Source organism: Streptomyces sp. NPDC027189 (assembly GCF_055566975.1).
Map to the genome: position 1 here is coordinate 165274 of NZ_JBVHRI010000009.1, position 15801 is coordinate 181074.

Here is a 15801-nt window from a genome sequence, read left to right on the forward strand (position 1 = left end):
CCTTGACGCAGACCATCGCCTCCCGCTCCCGGAACTTCCCGGGCCTCAGGAACTTCCGGACCCTCTTGCTGCTGTTCCTCGCCGTCACCGGCGCGCTCCTGGCCGGCGCGGCGCCCGCCTCCGCGCACGCCGCGCTGACCGGCAGCGACCCGAAGCAGGGGTCGGTGGTCGACAAGGCGCCCACCCAGATCTCGCTCACCTTCTCCGAGAAGGTCGCGATGAACGACGGCTCGCTCCGCGTGCTCGACCCCAAGGGCAAGCGGGTCGACACCGGCGGGGCGACCAACCTGAGCGGCACCACGTACGGCGTGAAGCTGCACTCGGGGCTGCCCGACGGCACGTTCACCGTCACCTACCAGGTGGTGTCGGCGGACAGCCACCCCGTCTCGGGCGCCTTCACCTTCTCCATCGGCGCGCCCTCGCAGACCTCCGTCGCGCTGTCCGACCAGGCCGTGGGCGGCGGAGTCGTCGGCGTGCTCTACGGGACCGCCCGCTATGTCTCGTACGCGGGATTCATCCTCCTCGTCGGCGGCGCGGCCTTCGTGCTGGCCTGCTGGCAGCGCGGCGCCGGGGTGCGGCCGGTGCAGCGGCTCGTGGTCACCGGGTGGCTCGGGCTGACCGGCGCCACGCTCGCGCTGCTGCTCCTGCGCGGTTCTTACGTCGGTTCAGGCAAGGTCGGCGACATCTTCGACCTGACGCTGCTCGGGCAGGTGCTGCAGACCAAGTCGGGCGCGGCTCTGGTGTCGAGGCTGCTGCTGCTCGCCGCGGCGGCGCTGTTCATCGCGGTGCTCTTCGGGGCGTATGTGAAGCGGGACGAGGCCTATACGTCCGACGGGTCCGATGGGTCCGACCGTTCCGACGGGTCCCACGAATCCGACGAGGACGCCGCCGAGGCCGCCGCCGCCGAGAAGAAAGACCTCACGTTCGGGCTCGCGATCGGCGGTGCCGTCGTCGCGGCGGGCCTTGCCGCGACCTGGGCGATGGCCGAGCACGCCTCGACGGGCCTTCAGCCGGGCATCGCGATGCCCGTCGACATCCTGCATCTGCTGGCCGTCGCGACCTGGCTGGGCGGTCTTTCGGCGCTGCTGACGGCCCTGTTCCGGGCGCCGGTCGAAGCGCAGATCGACGCGGCGGCCGTACGCCGGTTCTCGCGCCTGGCCTTCGGCAGCGTCCTCGCGCTGGTCGCGACCGGGATCTACCAGTCCTGGCGCCAGCTCGGCTCCTGGTCGGCGTTCACCGACACGACGTACGGGCAGCTGCTGCTCGTCAAGATCTGCCTGGTGGCGGTCCTGGTCGGCATCGCGTCGATCTCGCGCCGCTGGACCGCGCAGTTGTCGGAGGTCGCCGCTCCGGAGTCCGTGGCGGCGGCCGTGGTCGCGCGGCGCGAGAAGGCACGGACGACCGTTCCCCCGGACTCCCGGCGCGCCGCCCAGCTCGCCCGGCAGCAGGCCGCCGTGGCCACCACCCGCGAGAAGCGCATCCGCGACGCCGACCCGCACCGCGCGGGGCTGCGCCGCTCGGTGCTCGCCGAGGCGGGCGTTGCCATCGTCCTGCTGGCGGTCACGACCGCGCTGACGACCACCGAGCCGGGGCGTACGGAGGAGTCCGCCCAGCAGGCCACCGCGGCCGCCTCCCAGCGGTCCGGACCGCTGTCCCTGAAGATGCCGTTCGACACGGGCGGCGAGGACGGCAAGGGCACCGTGGAGCTCACCCTCGACCCGGCCCGCGTCGGCGGCAACGAGATGCACGTCTTCGTGGAGCGGCCGAACGGCAAGGCCTTCGACGTCCCCGAGGTGAAGGTCGCCTTCACGCTGGCCGCGAAGGAGATCGGCCCGCTGCCCGTCACCCCCGACCGCATCGCCACCGGACACTGGTCGGCGAGCGGGGTGCAGATCCCCATGGCGGGCGACTGGAAGATCGCGGTGACCGTGCGCACCTCCGACATCGACCAGACGACCGTGAACAAGAACGCGCAGATCGGCTGAACCTCACGATGGCTGACCACTCCACTCCGGAGGCGTCCTCTTCGGAAGCGTCTTCTCCGAGGACGTCTTCTCCGAAGGCGTCGTCCCGGGAGACCCCCTCTTCGGAGACGTCCTCTCGGAAGGACTCCTCTCGGGAGACCTCTCGCAAGGTGACCTCTCCCAGGGAGGCCGTTTCGGAAACCACCTCCCCCAGGGACGACGTTTCCCAGGGCTCCTCCCCTAAGGGCGTCTTTTCGCGTCGCCGACTGCTCGGCACCGCGGGGGCCACCGGTCTCGCCCTCGGCGCGGCCGGAGGTGCCGCGGGATACGCGGCGGCGCCCTCCGCCGAGAAGGCCACACCGCTGACCTCGCTCGGCGCGGACGCGGTGACGTTTCACGGGAAACATCAGCCCGGCATCACCACCGCTCTCCAGGCCCGCGGACACCTCGTCGCCTTCGACCTGGCGGCAGGCGCGGGCCGCAAGGAGGCCGCCGCGCTGCTGCGCCGCTGGTCGGCGACGGCCCAGCGGCTGATGGCGGGCGAGGCGGCCGCGCACGACGACACGGACGTCGCCCGCGACGCCGGCCCGTCGTCCCTGACGCTCACCTTCGGCTTCGGGCACAGCTTCTTCGCGCGTACGGGTCTGGAGAAGCAGCGCCCGGTCGCCCTGGACCCGCTGCCCGACTTCTCCTCCGACCACCTCGACAAGGCACGCAGCAATGGCGACCTGTGGGTGCAGATCGGCGCCAACGACGCCCTGGTCGCCTTCCACGCCCTGCGTGCGATCCAGAAGGACGCGGGCAGCGCGGCCCGCGTGCGCTGGCAGATGAACGGCTTCAACCGCTCGCCCGGCGCCACGGCGCAACCGATGACGGCCCGCAACCTGATGGGCCAGATCGACGGCACCCGCAATCCGAAGCCGACCGACTCCGACTTCGACAAGCGGATCTTCGTGCCCGCCTCGGGTTCGGCCGACCCGGCGTGGATGGCGAACGGCTCGTACGCCGTCGTACGCCGCGTCCGCATGCTCCTCGACGACTGGGAGAAGCTCTCGGTCAAGGCCCAGGAGGACGTCATCGGGCGGAAGAAGTCCACCGGGGCACCGCTGTCCGGCGGCACCGAGACGACCGCGATGAACCTGGACAAGACCGACGCCGACGGCAACCTGGTCGTCCCCATCAACGCGCACGCCCGGATCACCCGGCCCGACCAGAACGGCGGCGCCGCGATGCTGCGCCGCCCGTTCTCCTTCCACGACGGCATCGACACCGACGGGGTGCCCGACGCGGGCCTGCTCTTCATCTGCTGGCAGGCCGATCCGTTGCGCGGCTTCGTCACCGTCCAGCGCAAGCTCGACCGGGGCGACGCGCTGTCCTCGTTCATCCGCCACGAGTCGAGCGGGCTGTTCGCGGTGCCGGGCGGGGTGGCGGAGGGAGAGTACGTGGGGCAGCGGCTGCTGGAGGGCTGAGGTCACCCGCGGGGCCGGGGTTACCGGTCGCTCAGGGGGCACCCTGCGATGCAGCGGTTGCCGGTCGAGCGAGGGTCACCATTAGGAACCGCGGTTGCCGGTCGGGCGAGGGTCACCATTCGGGACCGCGGTTTCCACAGGCGTGCGCCGCGTTGCGGAAGGCCCATTAGGGTGAGGTCATGCCAGCCAGCTATGCGTATCTCGGTCCCGAAGGCACCTTCACCGAAGTCGCCCTGCGCACGCTTCCGGAGGCCGCGACCCGGGAGCTCGTCCCGATGGTGTCGGTCCCCGCAGCGCTGGACGCCGTCCGCAACGGCGAGGCGGAGGCCGCGTTCGTACCGATCGAGAACTCGGTGGAGGGCGGCATCACCACGACCCTCGACGAACTGGTCGCGGGCGCGCCGCTGATGATCTACCGCGAGGTGCTGCTGTCGATCACCTTCGCGCTGCTGGTCAGGCCCGGCACAAAGCTGTCCGAGATCAAGACGGTGACCGCGCACCCCGCCGCACAGCCACAGGTGCGCAACTGGCTGAGGAACAATCTGCCGGACGCGCTCTGGGAGTCCGCCGCCTCGAACGCGGACGGCGCACGGCTGGTGCAGGAGGGCCGGTACGACGCCGCCTTCGCGGGCGAGTTCGCGGCGGCCAAGTACGGTCTGCAGCCGCTGGAGACAGGCATCCACGACGCGGAGAACGCGCAGACGCGCTTCGTACTGGTGGGCCGGCCGGCCCGGCCGGCGGCGCCGACCGGCGCGGACAAGACGTCCGTGGTCATCTGGCAGCGCGACGACCACCCGGGTGCCCTGCTGGAGCTGCTCCAGGAGTTCGCGGTGCGCGGCGTCAACCTGATGCTGCTGCAGTCCCGGCCGACCGGCGAGGGCATCGGCAACTACTGCTTCGCCATTGACGCCGAGGGCCACATCTCGGACCGTCGCGTGGGCGAGGCGCTCATGGGGCTCAAGCGGGTCTGCCCGCAGGTGCGCTTCCTCGGCTCGTACCCCCGCGCGGAGGTCGACCCCAAGGACGTACGCGCGCCCCGGGCCGGCACCTCGGACAGCGAGTTCTCGGCCGCGTCGGACTGGCTGGCGCGCTGCCAGGACGGTCGGTTCTGAGCGGACGGCTTGCCCGAGTGGCTCAGTCGGCGCTGAGCAGGCGACTTGCCCGAGTGGCTCAGTCGGCGCTGAGCAGGTGGCTCGCCTGAATGACTCGGTGGACTCTGAGCAGGACGGCCTGTCCGAGCGGCACGGCCGGTTCTCAGCAGGTCTCACGTCACTGACGCGGCCGATTTCCACCAGTCCTACCTGCTGATTTTCGTCATCCACAGGCGTTATCCACAGGCGCGCTTCTCGACCTGGGGACAAGTCGACAATGAAGCACTACATCGTCGACAAATCGGCCTACAGGCCCCAACTTCGTCCACAGCTCCGCACGTCACCCCTCGTCCACCCTTTTCCCTTGATCAATCCTTTGGAGCGAAGCATTTCCACTCGAACGTGGGTGTAGGGATGGTTTGAACCGGGAATTCTTCGCCCCGCATGCGGCTTTCGGAACGATCACTTCCGCAGTCCACAGATCTTCCGCACAGCCTGTGGATAACTTTTCTGGGGCATGGATCCCTGTGGACAACCCGTCTCCAAGTCCGCCTCTCCACAAGGAAGTCCAGTCAACCGGTAGACTCCCCTCTGCCCCGTTTCAGGGAGTAGCGCCCTTTTTATTGACGCCTCTCGGTCGTCCATCGAGACCCCATTGGTGATCAAGGGATTCAGTCCGGCATTTCACTCATAACGTGACAGAAGCGATGGACCGGAATATCGAGTCGTTGGCCGGAACCGCGCACCGGTAGCCTTGAGGGGTGATTGACCTTCGCCTGCTCCGTGAGGACCCCGACCGTGTTCGCGCCTCCCAGCGCGCCCGTGGAGAGGACGTCGCCCTTGTCGACTCCCTCCTCTCCGCCGACGAGCGGCGCAGGTCGTCCGGCGTCCGCTTCGACGAGCTGCGTTCCGAGCAGAAGGCGCTCGGCAAGCTGATCCCCAAGGCCTCGGGTGACGAGAAGGCCGAGCTGCTGAAGAAGGCGGGCCAGCTGGCCGCCGACGTCAAAGCGGCCGACGCCGAGCAGCACGAGGCGGACGAGGAGACCAAGCGGCTCCTCCTCCAGCTCGGCAACCTCGTGCACCCCGACGTCCCGGTCGGCGGCGAAGAGGACTTCGTCGTCCTGGAGACGCACGGCACGATCCGCGACTTCGGCGCCGAGGGCTTCGAGCCCAAGGACCACCTGGAGCTCGGCGAGGCGCTCGGCGCCATCGACGTCGAGCGCGGCGCCAAGGTGTCCGGCTCACGCTTCTACTACCTGACGGGGGTCGGCGCGCTCCTGGAGCTCGCCCTCGTCAACGCAGCGATCGCGCAGGCCACCGAGGCCGGCTTCATCCCGATGCTGACCCCGGCGCTGGTCCGCCCGCGCGCCATGGAGGGCACCGGCTTCCTCGGCCAGGCCGCGGAGAACGTGTACCACCTGGAGAAGGACGACTACTACCTGGTCGGCACCTCCGAGGTCCCCCTCGCGGCGTACCACATGGACGAGATCCTCGACGCCGAGCAACTGCCGCTGCGCTACGCGGGCTTCTCCCCGTGCTTCCGCCGCGAGGCCGGCACGTACGGCAAGGACACCCGCGGCATCTTCCGCGTGCACCAGTTCGACAAGGTCGAGATGTTCTCGTACGTCACTCCCGAGGACGCGGAGAACGAGCACAAGCGGCTCCTGGAGTGGGAGAAGCAGTGGCTGACCGGCCTCGAGCTGCCCTTCCAGGTCATCGACGTGGCCTCCGGCGACCTCGGCGCCTCCGCGACCCGCAAGTTCGACTGCGAGGCGTGGATCCCGACCCAGGGCAAGTACCGCGAGCTGACCTCAGCCTCGAACTGCGACAGTTTCCAGGCCCGCCGCCTGTCCGTGCGCATGCGCGACGGCAAGAAGGTCCAGCCGCTCGCGACGCTGAACGGCACGCTGTGCGCCGTACCGCGCACGATCGTGGCGATCCTGGAGAACCACCAGCTGGCCGACGGCTCCGTGCGGGTGCCCGAAGTGCTGCGTCCGTATCTGGGCGGTCGTGAGGTCCTGGAGCCGATCTCCAAGTGACCGGCTCCACCGGGTCGGCCGGGGCAACCGCCTCGTTCCCCTACAAGCTCGTCGCGACCGATCTCGACGGAACGCTGCTGTGCTCCGACGAGACCGTCTCGGAGCGTACGCGCGAGGCGCTCGCCGCAGTCACTGCGGCGGGCGCGGCACACATCGTCGTGACGGGGCGCGCGGTGCCCTGGACCCGGCACATCCTCGACGACCTCGGCTATGAGGGCCTCGCGGTGTGCGGTCAGGGCGCGCAGGTGTACGACGCGGGGGAGCACCGGCTGCTCACCGCGGTGACGCTCGACCGGCAGCTGGCCGGTCTGGCGCTCGCCAAGATCGAGGCGGAGGTCGGCCCGCTGCTGCTCGCCGCGAGCCGCGCCGGGCTCGACGGCGAGGTGCTGGTCAGCCCCGGCTACCGAATGATGGACGGCCCGCTCCCGGTCGTACCGATCAGGGACGCGGCGGACCTCTGGTCGGCTCCTCTGAACAAGCTGTACGTCCAGCACCCGACGCTCTCCGCCGACGAACTCGCCGAGGCGGCCACGCGCGTCGCGGGCGGCCTCGTCGGCGTCACGATGGCGGGTGCGGACATAGTGGAACTCCTCCCCCTGGGCCTCACCAAGGCGACGGGGTTGTCCCTCGCCGCCCGCCGCCTGGGCGTGAAGGCCGCGGACACGATCGCCTTCGGCGACATGCCGAACGACATCCCGATGTTCGCGTGGGCCGCGCGCGGGGTGGCGATGGCCAACGCCCACGACGACCTCAAGGCGATCGCTGACGAGGTGACGTCTTCCAACGAGGAGGACGGGATCGCTGTGGTGCTGGAGCGGTTGCTGGGTTAGGCGCCTGAGCTACCGGCCTGCTGGGTGCGGCAACTCCGTCGTACCTGAGGTCCGGCAACTCGGTCGTACGTGTCTTGAGGAGGATGCGCGGATCGAACGCGCGCGGGGTTGACCCCCGACCTCGACTTGCTTTTGATCGAACACAGCGCAAGCCGGTGCCTTACCTCTCGGCCAATCCTCCGGGTGGGCGGCCCGCGCGAGATGCGCGCTCGAAGCGGCCGCCCCGGGCAGCCCCCCGTGCGGGCGGGTTCGACGGAGGGGTAACTACTCCGGAACCCGCTGCGGGCTGCCCTGTCGGGAGCTCGACGGACTGCTACTGATGGGCATCGTCGCGCTCCTCTCCCAGAATGTGGCGCCGGCTCGATGCGGCGGCGTGGACAGAACTACTGTGCCCGTACGCCGACTTGGGCGCCACTGATTAAAAGCCGCCCCCGCAGGAGTTCACCGGCGGCGCCACCTGCGCCGACGCCCCTTGCTGAAGAACCACCCCGCGGGCGGCTCGTCCGACCGCCAGGGCTGCGGATCGGGTCCACCCTCGCGCCAGCGGGCGGCGAGCATACGCGCACGTGCGGACGGCTCGGTCGTCTCCGCGGAGCGTATGAAGTTCTCGTCCAGTACGAGGTCGTCCCAGGCGTCCCCGACGTCCCCGGACTGCTCGCGACCGTCACCTCGTGGTTCCTCTGATGCCATCCCCGTTCCTCCTGGCCGTGCGTCCCCGTTTGCCCAGTGTGCCCCGACACACGTGAAGCCGCTGTCAAGAAAAAGGGGCTCCACGCGCGCGTGGCGACCACCGGCACGCGCGCGTGGAGCCCCCGCTCACTCCTCGCCCGCCAGCGTCAGCGATCGCAGCCGCTGCCCGGCGTACCAGGTGGCGAGCACGGTCACCGCGGCCAGCAGCACCGTCGCGGTGGGCAGGCCCACGTCCGAGGTGACGAGGTCGCCGCCGGTGACCTTGTGGCCCACGGCGAGCGCCCACTGCTGGACGCTGAGAGTGCGCGCGCCGGACACCAGGGACCCGAAGAGGGCCTCCCAGACCAGGGCGTAGACGAGCCCGAAGACCACGGCGTGCCGGGTCACGGTCCCCAGGAGCAGGAACAGCGCGGCGTAGGCGATCGAGGCGACCAGCGCGGCCACGGTGTAGGCGACGGCGATCTGCTGCCCGTTGCCGTTCAGGATCATGCCCGCGATGAACGTCGGCACCGCCGAGAACGCCATGGTGACGGCGACCGCGACGATCAGCTTGGTGAAGATGATCGTGGGCCGCTTCAGGGGCTTGGCCAGCAGATACACCACCGAGCCGTCGTCGATCTCGGGCCCGATCGCGCCCGTGCCGGCGATGACGCCGATGATCGGGACCATCGTGGCGAGCGCGAACCCGCCGAGCACGTCCGAGGCCACCTGGTCGTCGGCCCCCGAGAAGCCGCGTACGGCCGCGGAGATGACGATGAGCAGGACGGGCAGGGCGCCGAGGATGAGGGCCCGGCGGCGGCCGAGCAGGCCCCGATAGGTGAGCCGGGCGACTGTGGGGTCGTACATCTTGGGCCTCCTACGCCGCGACGAGATACGAGAAGACGGACTCGAGGGACTCGTCGGACGGCGAGACCGTGAGCAGCCGGATGCCGTGCTCGCGCGCGACGCGCGGCAGCAGGGCGGTGAAGCGGCCGAAGTCGACCGCCTGGATGCGCAACGCGCCTTCCGCCAGGTCCACTTCGATGCCGGACGTCGACGGGTCGGCGATCAGCGCGGCGGCCAGCGCCCGGTCGTCGCTGGAGCGGACGAGGTAGCGGTGCGGGCGGTCGGTCATCAGGCGGCGGATGCGCCGGAAGTCGCCGCTCGCCGCGTGCCGTCCGGCGACGATCACCTCGATGTGCGCGGCGAGTTGCTCGACCTCTTCGAGGATGTGGGACGAGAACAGCACCGTGCGGCCCTCGTCGCCCATCCGCCGCAGCAGATCCATGAGCTGCATGCGCTGGCGTGGGTCCATGCCGTTGAAGGGCTCGTCGAGCAGCAGCAGCGAGGGGTCGTGGACGAGCGCGGACGCCATCTTCACGCGCTGCCGCATGCCCTTGGAGTACGTCGAGATCTTGCGGTCCTGCGCGTACTCCATCTCGACCGTGGCGAGCGCCTTCTGGGCCGCCTTCTTGCCGAGGCCGTGCAACTCCGCGTTGGCCACGACGAATTCGCGGCCCGTGAGGAAGTCGTACATCGCTTCCCGCTCGGGGACGATGCCGATGTGCCGGTAGATCTGTTCGTTGCGCCAGACCTGCTGGCCGTCGAGGGTGACGGTGCCCGTGGAGGGAGCGAGGAAGCCGCCCATCATGTTGATCAGGGTGGACTTTCCGGCGCCGTTCGGGCCCAGCAGGCCGGTGACTCCGGGGCCGATCGTCATCGTGATGTCGTTGACCGCCACCACGTTGCCGAACCAGCGCGAGACGTGGTCGATGTTGAGCGTGGTCACAGCCCGACCTTTCGGTAGCGGCGCATCAGCAGGCCGTAGCAGCCCGCGATGAGACCCAGGACGACGATGAGGTAGACGACACCCTGCCCGGACGAGGGGCCTTCCCCTCCGGGGAAGGCGGAGGTGGCGCCGAGGAAGGCCGTCTGCACTCCGTCGATGAGCGTGATCGGCGAGAAGAGGCCGAGCCACGGGACGGCTCCCGTGCTGGACTGCTCGAAGGCGATGGCCTGGACGGTGGAGACCGCCCCGTAGGAGATGGTCAGGGCGGCGATGACGGCCGCGATGCCGAAGCCGCGGCGCGGCGTGACCGCCGAGATGACCAGGCCGATGCCCGCGAAGAGGAGCGACAGCAGCGCCACGGAGACCAGCCCCTGTCCCAATCCCTTCGTCTGGTCGGCGAAGTCGAGCTTGGCCAGCAGCGCCCCTACGTAGAGCACGATCAGCGGCGCGGCCGTGAGGATGAACAGCGCCGAGGCCAGCGCCGCGTACTTGGCGCGTACGTAGTCGACGGTCTCGATGGGGCGCGAGAAGTACAGCGGGACGGTCTTGAAGCGCAGGTCGCGCGAGACGGACTGCGGTCCCTGGGAGGCGACGTACAGGCCGATGACGGCCTGCATGATGATCGCGTAGCGCGTGTAGTCGACGGGCAGGTCCTTCGCCTTGGTGGCGACCGCGACGGCCACCATGATCAGCGCGGGGACGCACATCACTACGAAGAGCAGCATCGGCAGCACCTTGGACTTGACCGAGCGGCCGAGTCCGTAGGCGCCGCGCAGGGACTGCGAGTACAGCGAGCGGCGGGCGTAGGCGCGGCCCAGACGCGCGCCGTCGTAGTTGCGGTAGCCGATGTTGTGGATGCGGGTCTGCTCACCGGGCTGGGTGAGGGAGTGCTCAACCGCCATGACCGACCGCCTCCTTCCGCTGGTCGTCGCCCGTCATCTGTTCGTCTCGCGCCCGCTGTTCGTCGCTGTCCTTGAAGACCTCCGCGATGTGGTGCCTGCGCTGTTCCATCCGGACCAGACCGAGGCCGAGGTCGGCGACCACGTCGCGGACGAGGTCGTACGTCTCCTCGCCCTCGGCGGTGAGCAGCAGGATGTGTCCGGCGCCGGGCAGGCCGCTGCCGTCGTGGGTCTCGATCCCGCGCGCGTGGAGCACGTCGCGCAGCGCGCCGGTGCCGTCCGGGTGCTCGTCGGTGTCGGTGACCTCGATGGCGAGGGTCGTCGTGGTCTGGGTGAAGTCCGTGGTGGAGCTGGAGCGCAGCAGCTTGCCGCCGTCGATGACGACGACGTGGTCGCAGGTGCGCTCCAGTTCGCCCAGGAGGTGCGAGGTGACCAGGACCGAGATGCCGAAATCGGTGTGGATGCGGCGGATCAGGCCGAGCATCTCGTCGCGGCCGACCGGGTCGAGGCCGTTGGTCGGCTCGTCCAGGAAGACCAGCTGGGGGTCGTGGACCAGGGCCTGCGCGAGCTTCACGCGTTGCTTCATGCCCGTCGAGTAGCCGCCGATGGGGCGGTAGCGCTCCTCGTACAGGCCGACATGGCGCAGCGTGTCGGCGGTGCGCTCGCGGGCCGCGGCCGGCGGGAGTCCGGACATGCGCGCCATGTGGACGACGAACTCGGTGGCCGAGACGTCGGGCGGCAGGCAGTCGTGCTCCGGCATGTACCCGACGCGCTCGCGGATGGCGCCGCCCTCGGTGGCGACGTCGAGGCCGAGCACTTGTGCGCGGCCCTCGGTGGCGGGGGAGAGACCCAGCAGGATCTTGATCAGTGTGGACTTGCCGGCTCCGTTGGCTCCGACGAGTCCGGTCACACCAGGCCCGACGTCCACGGAGAGCCGGTCAAGAGCGGTCACCCTGGGGAACCGCTTGCTCAGGCTTTCGGTCGCGATCACAGTCACGCTTCGAAGGTAGTGGCGCACGCCACAGCGGTCGTCAGCCCACGGAGCTGGATCCGCATCAGACTCCAGTCGTACGGGCCCGTAGGGGTCCCCCTGAGGTCGAACAACCGGCGGTCGGTATCCACATCGGCTCGGTTGTCCACAGGCGTCCCGCAGGTCTATTGACGCAGCCTCTAACAACTGTCACATTCACCAGTGTCAAGTTACGAGCACGTACCGCAGTCAGCGTGGACACAGGGCGGTGGCATGACGACGGCAGTGACAGGCGAACTCTCCGCGGAACTGCGGGGGTTCAGGGAGGTGCAGCGTCTCGCGTACGAATGCGCGGAAGCCGTGGCCGCTCAGCTGAAGCCCGGCGTGACCGAGCGCGAGGCGGCACGCATGCAGCGCGAGTGGCTGCGCGAGCGCGGGGTGCGGGACTGGTTCCATCTGCCCTTCGCCTGGTTCGGGGACCGCACGGCGTTCGTGAACTTCCGGATCCCGTTGCAGTTCTTCCCCACCAACCGCCGCCTGGAGCCGGGGATGCCGTTCATCCTCGACATGGCCCCGGTCCACAAGGGCTTTACGGCGGACATCGGTTACTCGGGCTCGCTCGGGCTGAACCCCGTGCAGGACAAGCTGCTCGCCGACCTGGAGGCGCACCGCGAGCTGATCCTGCGCGAGGTGCGCGAGCGGCGGCCGCTGCGCGAGATCTACGAGGACGTGGACCGGCTCATGGTCCGCCAGGGCTATGCGAACCGGCACCGGGCGTATCCCTTCGGTGTGATCGCCCACAAGGTGGACCGCGTGAAGGAGCGCCCCTGGTCGCCGCATCTGTTCGGGTTCGGCACCCAGTCCCTGAAGGGGCTGGCGAGCGACGCGATCCACGGGCACCGCGACGGCTGGTCGCCGCTGTGGTCGCCGTACAGGTTCTCCGACCATCCGCCCCAGCCGGGGCTGTGGGCGGTCGAACCGCACCTCGGCTTCCGGGGGACGGGCGCGAAGTTCGAGGAGATCCTGGTCGTCACCGACTCCAAGGACCCTGAAGCGAGCGCGTTCTGGCTGGACGACGATCTGCCGCACGTGCGGCGCTGGGCGGAGGACAAGTGAGTCTCGAGGGCGCGCGCGAGCGCTGGGTACGGACGGGCGGAGTCGAGCTGTGCGTCGCGGAGTTGGGCGACGAATCGCAGCCCACGGTGGTACTCGTGCACGGCTATCCGGACTCCAAGGAGGTGTGGTCCGAGGTCGCGACGCGGCTCGCCGAGCGCTTCCATGTGGTGCTGTACGACGTACGAGGACACGGCAGGTCGACGGCGCCGAAGCCCCTGCGCGGCGGCTTCACTCTGGAGAAGCTGACCGACGACTTCCTGGCGGTCGTGGACGCGGTCAGCCCCGACAGGCCGGTGCATCTGGTGGGGCACGACTGGGGTTCGGTGCAGTCGTGGGAGTTCGTCACCGTCCAGCGCACCGAGGGCCGGATCGCGTCCTTCACGTCGATGTCCGGGCCGTCCCTGGACCACTTCGGGCACTGGATCAAGCAGCGTGTGAAGCGGCCGACCCCGCGCAAGGTCGGCCAGCTCCTCGGCCAGGGCGCCAAGTCCTGGTACGTGTACCTGCTGCACACGCCCGTCCTGCCCGAGCTGGCCTGGCGCGGCCCCCTCGGCAAGCAGTGGCCGAAGATCCTCCAGCGGGTCGAGAAGGTGCCCTCGGGCGACTACCCGACCCCGTCGCTGCCGACCGACGCGGCGCACGGCGCCTGGCTGTACCGCGACAACGTACGGGCCCGGCTGAACCGGCCGCGCGAGGACGCGTACGCACACGCGCCCGTGCAGCTCGTCACGCCCCTGGGGGACGCGTTTCTCTCCGAGCGGCTCTACGACGAGCTGGAGCAGTGGGCCCCGCAGCTGGTACGCCGTACGCTCCCGGCCAAGCACTGGATTCCGCGCACGCGCCCGGATCAGCTGGCCGCCTGGATCACGGAGTTCGTCCACGCCAACGAGGACGGGGTGCCCGTGCAGGACACCGTGGCCACCGGCAAGTACGCGGACCGCTTCGGCGGGCAGCTCGTACTGGTCACCGGCGCGGGCAGCGGCATCGGACGGGCCACCGCCTTCGCGTTCGCCGAGGCCGGCGCACGCGTGATCGCCGTGGACCGGGACACCGAGAGCGCGGCCCGCACGGCGGAGATGTCCCGGCTGATCGGCTCCCCCGAAGCCTGGGCCGAGACGGTCGACGTCTCCGACGAGCAGGCCATGGAGAAGCTCGCCGAGAAGGTCGCCACCGAGTACGGCGTGGTCGACGTACTGGTGAACAACGCCGGGATCGGCCTGTCGGGATCCTTCTTCGACACGACCGCCGAGGACTGGAGAAAGGTCCTCGACGTCAATCTGTGGGGCGTGATCCACGGCTGCCGGCTCTTCGGGAAGCAGATGGCCGAGCGCGGCCAGGGCGGCCACATCGTCAACACCGCGTCGGCGGCGGCGTACCAGCCGTCGAAGGCGCTGCCCGCCTACAGCACCTCCAAGGCGGCCGTCCTGATGCTCAGCGAGTGCCTGCGCGCGGAACTGGCGGGGCAGGGCATCGGCGTCTCGGCGATCTGCCCCGGCTTCGTCAACACGAACATCACCTCGACCGCCCGCTTCGCCGGGGTCGACGCCCTGGAGGAGAAGCGGCGCCAGAAGAAGTCGGCGCGGCTGTACGGGCTGCGCAACTACCCGCCGGAGAAGGTGGCCGACGCGATCCTGCGCGCGGTGGTCCGCAACCAGGCGGTCGTGCCGGTCACCCCGGAGGCGCGGGGCGCCCACCTCATGTCGCGCTTCACGCCGAAGGCGCTGCGCGCGATCGCGCGATTGGAGCCACCGCTGTGAGCGAGATGCCGAGCGACTCGACGGGCGACTCCGCCGGCGACGGCCACTACGCGATCACCCCGAGGCGGGTGTCCTTCGACTGGCAGGAGGGCTCACTGCGCAGGGCCGTGGAGTGTCTGGCGCAGTCGCCGGCGGCACGGTCTGCAGCGGGGGCGATCGGCCGCGCGGCGATCGCGTAGCGATGTCGCCCGGCTGCGGGAGGGCAGGAAGCGTGAACGACGAGTCGGTCGGTGTCACCTACCGCATCGAGGACCTGGCACACCACAGCGGTGCCACGGTCCGGACGATCCGCGCCTATCAGGACCGCGGGCTGCTCCCCCGCCCCGAGCGGCGCGGCCGCGCCAATGTGTACGCGGACGCCCATCTGGCCCGGCTGCGGCAGATCGCCGATCTCCTCGAACGCGGCTACACGCTGGCCTCCATCAAGGAGCTCCTGGAGGCCTGGGACGCGGGTCGGGGCCTCGGCGGGATCCTGGGCCTGGTCGCGGAGGTCGACGGGCCGTGGACCGACGAGGAGGCAGCCCGGATCTCGCGTGCCGAGCTCGACGAGCGGTTCGGCGGCAGTCCGGACGACGCCGCCGTGGCCGACGCCGTGGAGCTCGGCGTGCTGGAGCCGATTCCCGGCGACGAGGACTCCTTCCTCGTTCCCAGCCCTCAAGAGCTGGCCGTGGCGGTCGAGTTGCACGCGGCAGGCGTTCCGCTGTCCGCGATCTCCGGCCATCTGCGGGAGTTGAGGGGCCAGGTCGAGCACATCGCCTCCCGATTCCTGGAGTTCACGACCGAGCACGTCTTCGCGCGTTATCTGGGGGAGCACCCGCCGACCGACGCGGACGCGGCCGAGGCGGCCTCGCTCGTACGACGGCTGAGACCGCTCGCGCAGCAGACCGTGGACGCCGAACTGGCCCGTGCCATGCGGCTGTTCGCCAAGCGGTACCTGCATCAGCACCTTGCCGCGGGGCAGCCGGTGGAGCGCCGCGACGAGACGCACACTGTGGAGATCCCCCTGGACACAATGCGGACTGTGGAGCGGCTGGTTGGCGCGGAGCAGGTGGCGAGCTTCGTCACGGCCGCCGCTGAACGAGAGGTGCAGGCCCGTACCTTGGACCGTCTCACCTCAAACCACAGCAACAACAGCAAGGTTGACGAAACGCCTTAAAACACTTGTGAGTTGTCCACAGAATCGCCAATTCCCCTGTGGATAAGAGGAC

Annotated in this window: 14 protein-coding genes and 1 tRNA gene; 9 read left to right on the plus strand and 6 right to left on the minus strand. The window is 69.8% G+C overall.

Annotation, left to right across the window (positions count from 1 at the left end):
• The first annotated feature begins 2 nt into the window (after nucleotides 1-2).
• The 5 genes from ACZ4RZ_RS23325 to ACZ4RZ_RS23345 all read left to right on the plus strand — a co-directional run bounded on the left by ACZ4RZ_RS23325 (nucleotide 3) and on the right by ACZ4RZ_RS23345 (nucleotide 7393).
• Nucleotides 3-1985: a copper resistance CopC/CopD family protein gene (locus ACZ4RZ_RS23325; RefSeq protein ID WP_467747186.1), complete on the plus strand. Its 1983-nt coding sequence runs from the start codon at nucleotides 3-5 to the stop codon at nucleotides 1983-1985.
• Between the two features lie 8 nt (nucleotides 1986-1993).
• Nucleotides 1994-3433: an iron uptake transporter deferrochelatase/peroxidase subunit gene (gene efeB / locus ACZ4RZ_RS23330; RefSeq protein WP_467747187.1), complete on the plus strand. Its 1440-nt coding sequence runs from the start codon at nucleotides 1994-1996 to the stop codon at nucleotides 3431-3433.
• Nucleotides 3434-3612: 179 nt separating this feature from the next.
• On the plus strand, nucleotides 3613-4545 hold the full coding sequence (pheA, locus tag ACZ4RZ_RS23335) for a prephenate dehydratase (RefSeq protein WP_467747189.1): 933 nt from the start codon (nucleotides 3613-3615) through the stop codon (nucleotides 4543-4545).
• A gap of 740 nt (nucleotides 4546-5285) precedes the next feature.
• Nucleotides 5286-6563 carry a serine--tRNA ligase gene (serS, locus tag ACZ4RZ_RS23340; protein WP_467747190.1) on the plus strand — a complete coding sequence of 426 codons (1278 nt, stop codon included), beginning with the start codon at nucleotides 5286-5288 and terminating at the stop codon, nucleotides 6561-6563.
• Nucleotides 6560-7393 (plus strand): HAD family hydrolase, encoded by an 834-nt coding sequence (locus tag ACZ4RZ_RS23345; protein WP_467747192.1) that lies wholly within the window; start codon nucleotides 6560-6562, stop codon nucleotides 7391-7393. The genes serS and ACZ4RZ_RS23345 overlap by 4 nt, the downstream gene beginning before the upstream one ends.
• Nucleotides 7394-7470: 77 nt before the next feature.
• On the opposite strand, the gene ACZ4RZ_RS23350 is transcribed toward ACZ4RZ_RS23345, so the two are convergent.
• The 6 genes from ACZ4RZ_RS23350 to ACZ4RZ_RS23375 all read right to left on the minus strand — a co-directional run bounded on the left by ACZ4RZ_RS23350 (nucleotide 7471) and on the right by ACZ4RZ_RS23375 (nucleotide 11741).
• Nucleotides 7471-7574: transfer RNA gene (locus tag ACZ4RZ_RS23350), tRNA-OTHER, on the minus strand.
• A gap of 260 nt (nucleotides 7575-7834) precedes the next feature.
• Nucleotides 7835-8083: an SGM_3592 family protein gene (locus ACZ4RZ_RS23355; RefSeq protein ID WP_467747194.1), complete on the minus strand. Its 249-nt coding sequence runs from the start codon at nucleotides 8081-8083 to the stop codon at nucleotides 7835-7837.
• A gap of 126 nt (nucleotides 8084-8209) precedes the next feature.
• Entirely contained in the window at nucleotides 8210-8929 is a 720-nt protein-coding gene (locus ACZ4RZ_RS23360) for an ABC transporter permease (RefSeq protein ID WP_467747195.1), read from the minus strand.
• A 10-nt stretch (nucleotides 8930-8939) separates the two neighbouring features.
• Complete coding sequence (locus ACZ4RZ_RS23365; protein ID WP_467747197.1) at nucleotides 8940-9851, minus strand: ABC transporter ATP-binding protein; 912 nt, start codon at nucleotides 9849-9851, stop codon at nucleotides 8940-8942.
• The gene (locus ACZ4RZ_RS23370) at nucleotides 9848-10753 is read right to left on the minus strand and encodes an ABC transporter permease subunit (protein WP_467747199.1); all 906 of its coding nucleotides are present in this window, start codon (nucleotides 10751-10753) and stop codon (nucleotides 9848-9850) included. Before ACZ4RZ_RS23370 ends, ACZ4RZ_RS23365 begins: the two co-directional genes overlap by 4 nt.
• Nucleotides 10743-11741: an ABC transporter ATP-binding protein gene (locus ACZ4RZ_RS23375; RefSeq protein WP_467747402.1), complete on the minus strand. Its 999-nt coding sequence runs from the start codon at nucleotides 11739-11741 to the stop codon at nucleotides 10743-10745. The genes ACZ4RZ_RS23370 and ACZ4RZ_RS23375 overlap by 11 nt, the downstream gene beginning before the upstream one ends.
• Before the next feature lie 252 nt (nucleotides 11742-11993).
• On the opposite strand from ACZ4RZ_RS23375, the gene ACZ4RZ_RS23380 reads away from it, so the two are divergent.
• The 4 genes from ACZ4RZ_RS23380 to ACZ4RZ_RS23395 are packed head-to-tail and all read left to right on the plus strand — an operon-like array spanning nucleotide 11994 to nucleotide 15749.
• A complete protein-coding gene (locus ACZ4RZ_RS23380; RefSeq protein WP_467747201.1) occupies nucleotides 11994-12836 on the plus strand; it encodes a M24 family metallopeptidase in 843 nt (280 codons plus the stop codon).
• Complete coding sequence (locus ACZ4RZ_RS23385) at nucleotides 12833-14593, plus strand: SDR family oxidoreductase (RefSeq protein ID WP_467747202.1); 1761 nt, start codon at nucleotides 12833-12835, stop codon at nucleotides 14591-14593. Before ACZ4RZ_RS23380 ends, ACZ4RZ_RS23385 begins: the two co-directional genes overlap by 4 nt.
• Nucleotides 14590-14772 carry a hypothetical protein gene (locus tag ACZ4RZ_RS23390; RefSeq protein ID WP_467747204.1) on the plus strand — a complete coding sequence of 61 codons (183 nt, stop codon included), beginning with the start codon at nucleotides 14590-14592 and terminating at the stop codon, nucleotides 14770-14772. The genes ACZ4RZ_RS23385 and ACZ4RZ_RS23390 overlap by 4 nt, the downstream gene beginning before the upstream one ends.
• A 2-nt stretch (nucleotides 14773-14774) precedes the next feature.
• On the plus strand, nucleotides 14775-15749 hold the full coding sequence (locus ACZ4RZ_RS23395) for a MerR family transcriptional regulator (RefSeq protein WP_467747206.1): 975 nt from the start codon (nucleotides 14775-14777) through the stop codon (nucleotides 15747-15749).
• The last annotated feature ends 52 nt before the right edge of the window (nucleotides 15750-15801 follow it).

Coding starts and splice junctions, on each gene's coding strand:
- ACZ4RZ_RS23380 (WP_467747201.1), top strand. CDS start 11,994: ATGACGACGGCAGTGACAGGCGAACTCTCCGCGGAACTGCGGGGGTTC.
- ACZ4RZ_RS23360 (WP_467747195.1), bottom strand. CDS start 8,929: ATGTACGACCCCACAGTCGCCCGGCTCACCTATCGGGGCCTGCTCGGC.
- ACZ4RZ_RS23370 (WP_467747199.1), bottom strand. CDS start 10,753: ATGGCGGTTGAGCACTCCCTCACCCAGCCCGGTGAGCAGACCCGCATC.
- pheA (WP_467747189.1), top strand. CDS start 3,613: ATGCCAGCCAGCTATGCGTATCTCGGTCCCGAAGGCACCTTCACCGAA.
- ACZ4RZ_RS23395 (WP_467747206.1), top strand. CDS start 14,775: ATGTCGCCCGGCTGCGGGAGGGCAGGAAGCGTGAACGACGAGTCGGTC.
- ACZ4RZ_RS23355 (WP_467747194.1), bottom strand. CDS start 8,083: ATGGCATCAGAGGAACCACGAGGTGACGGTCGCGAGCAGTCCGGGGAC.
- efeB (WP_467747187.1), top strand. CDS start 1,994: ATGGCTGACCACTCCACTCCGGAGGCGTCCTCTTCGGAAGCGTCTTCT.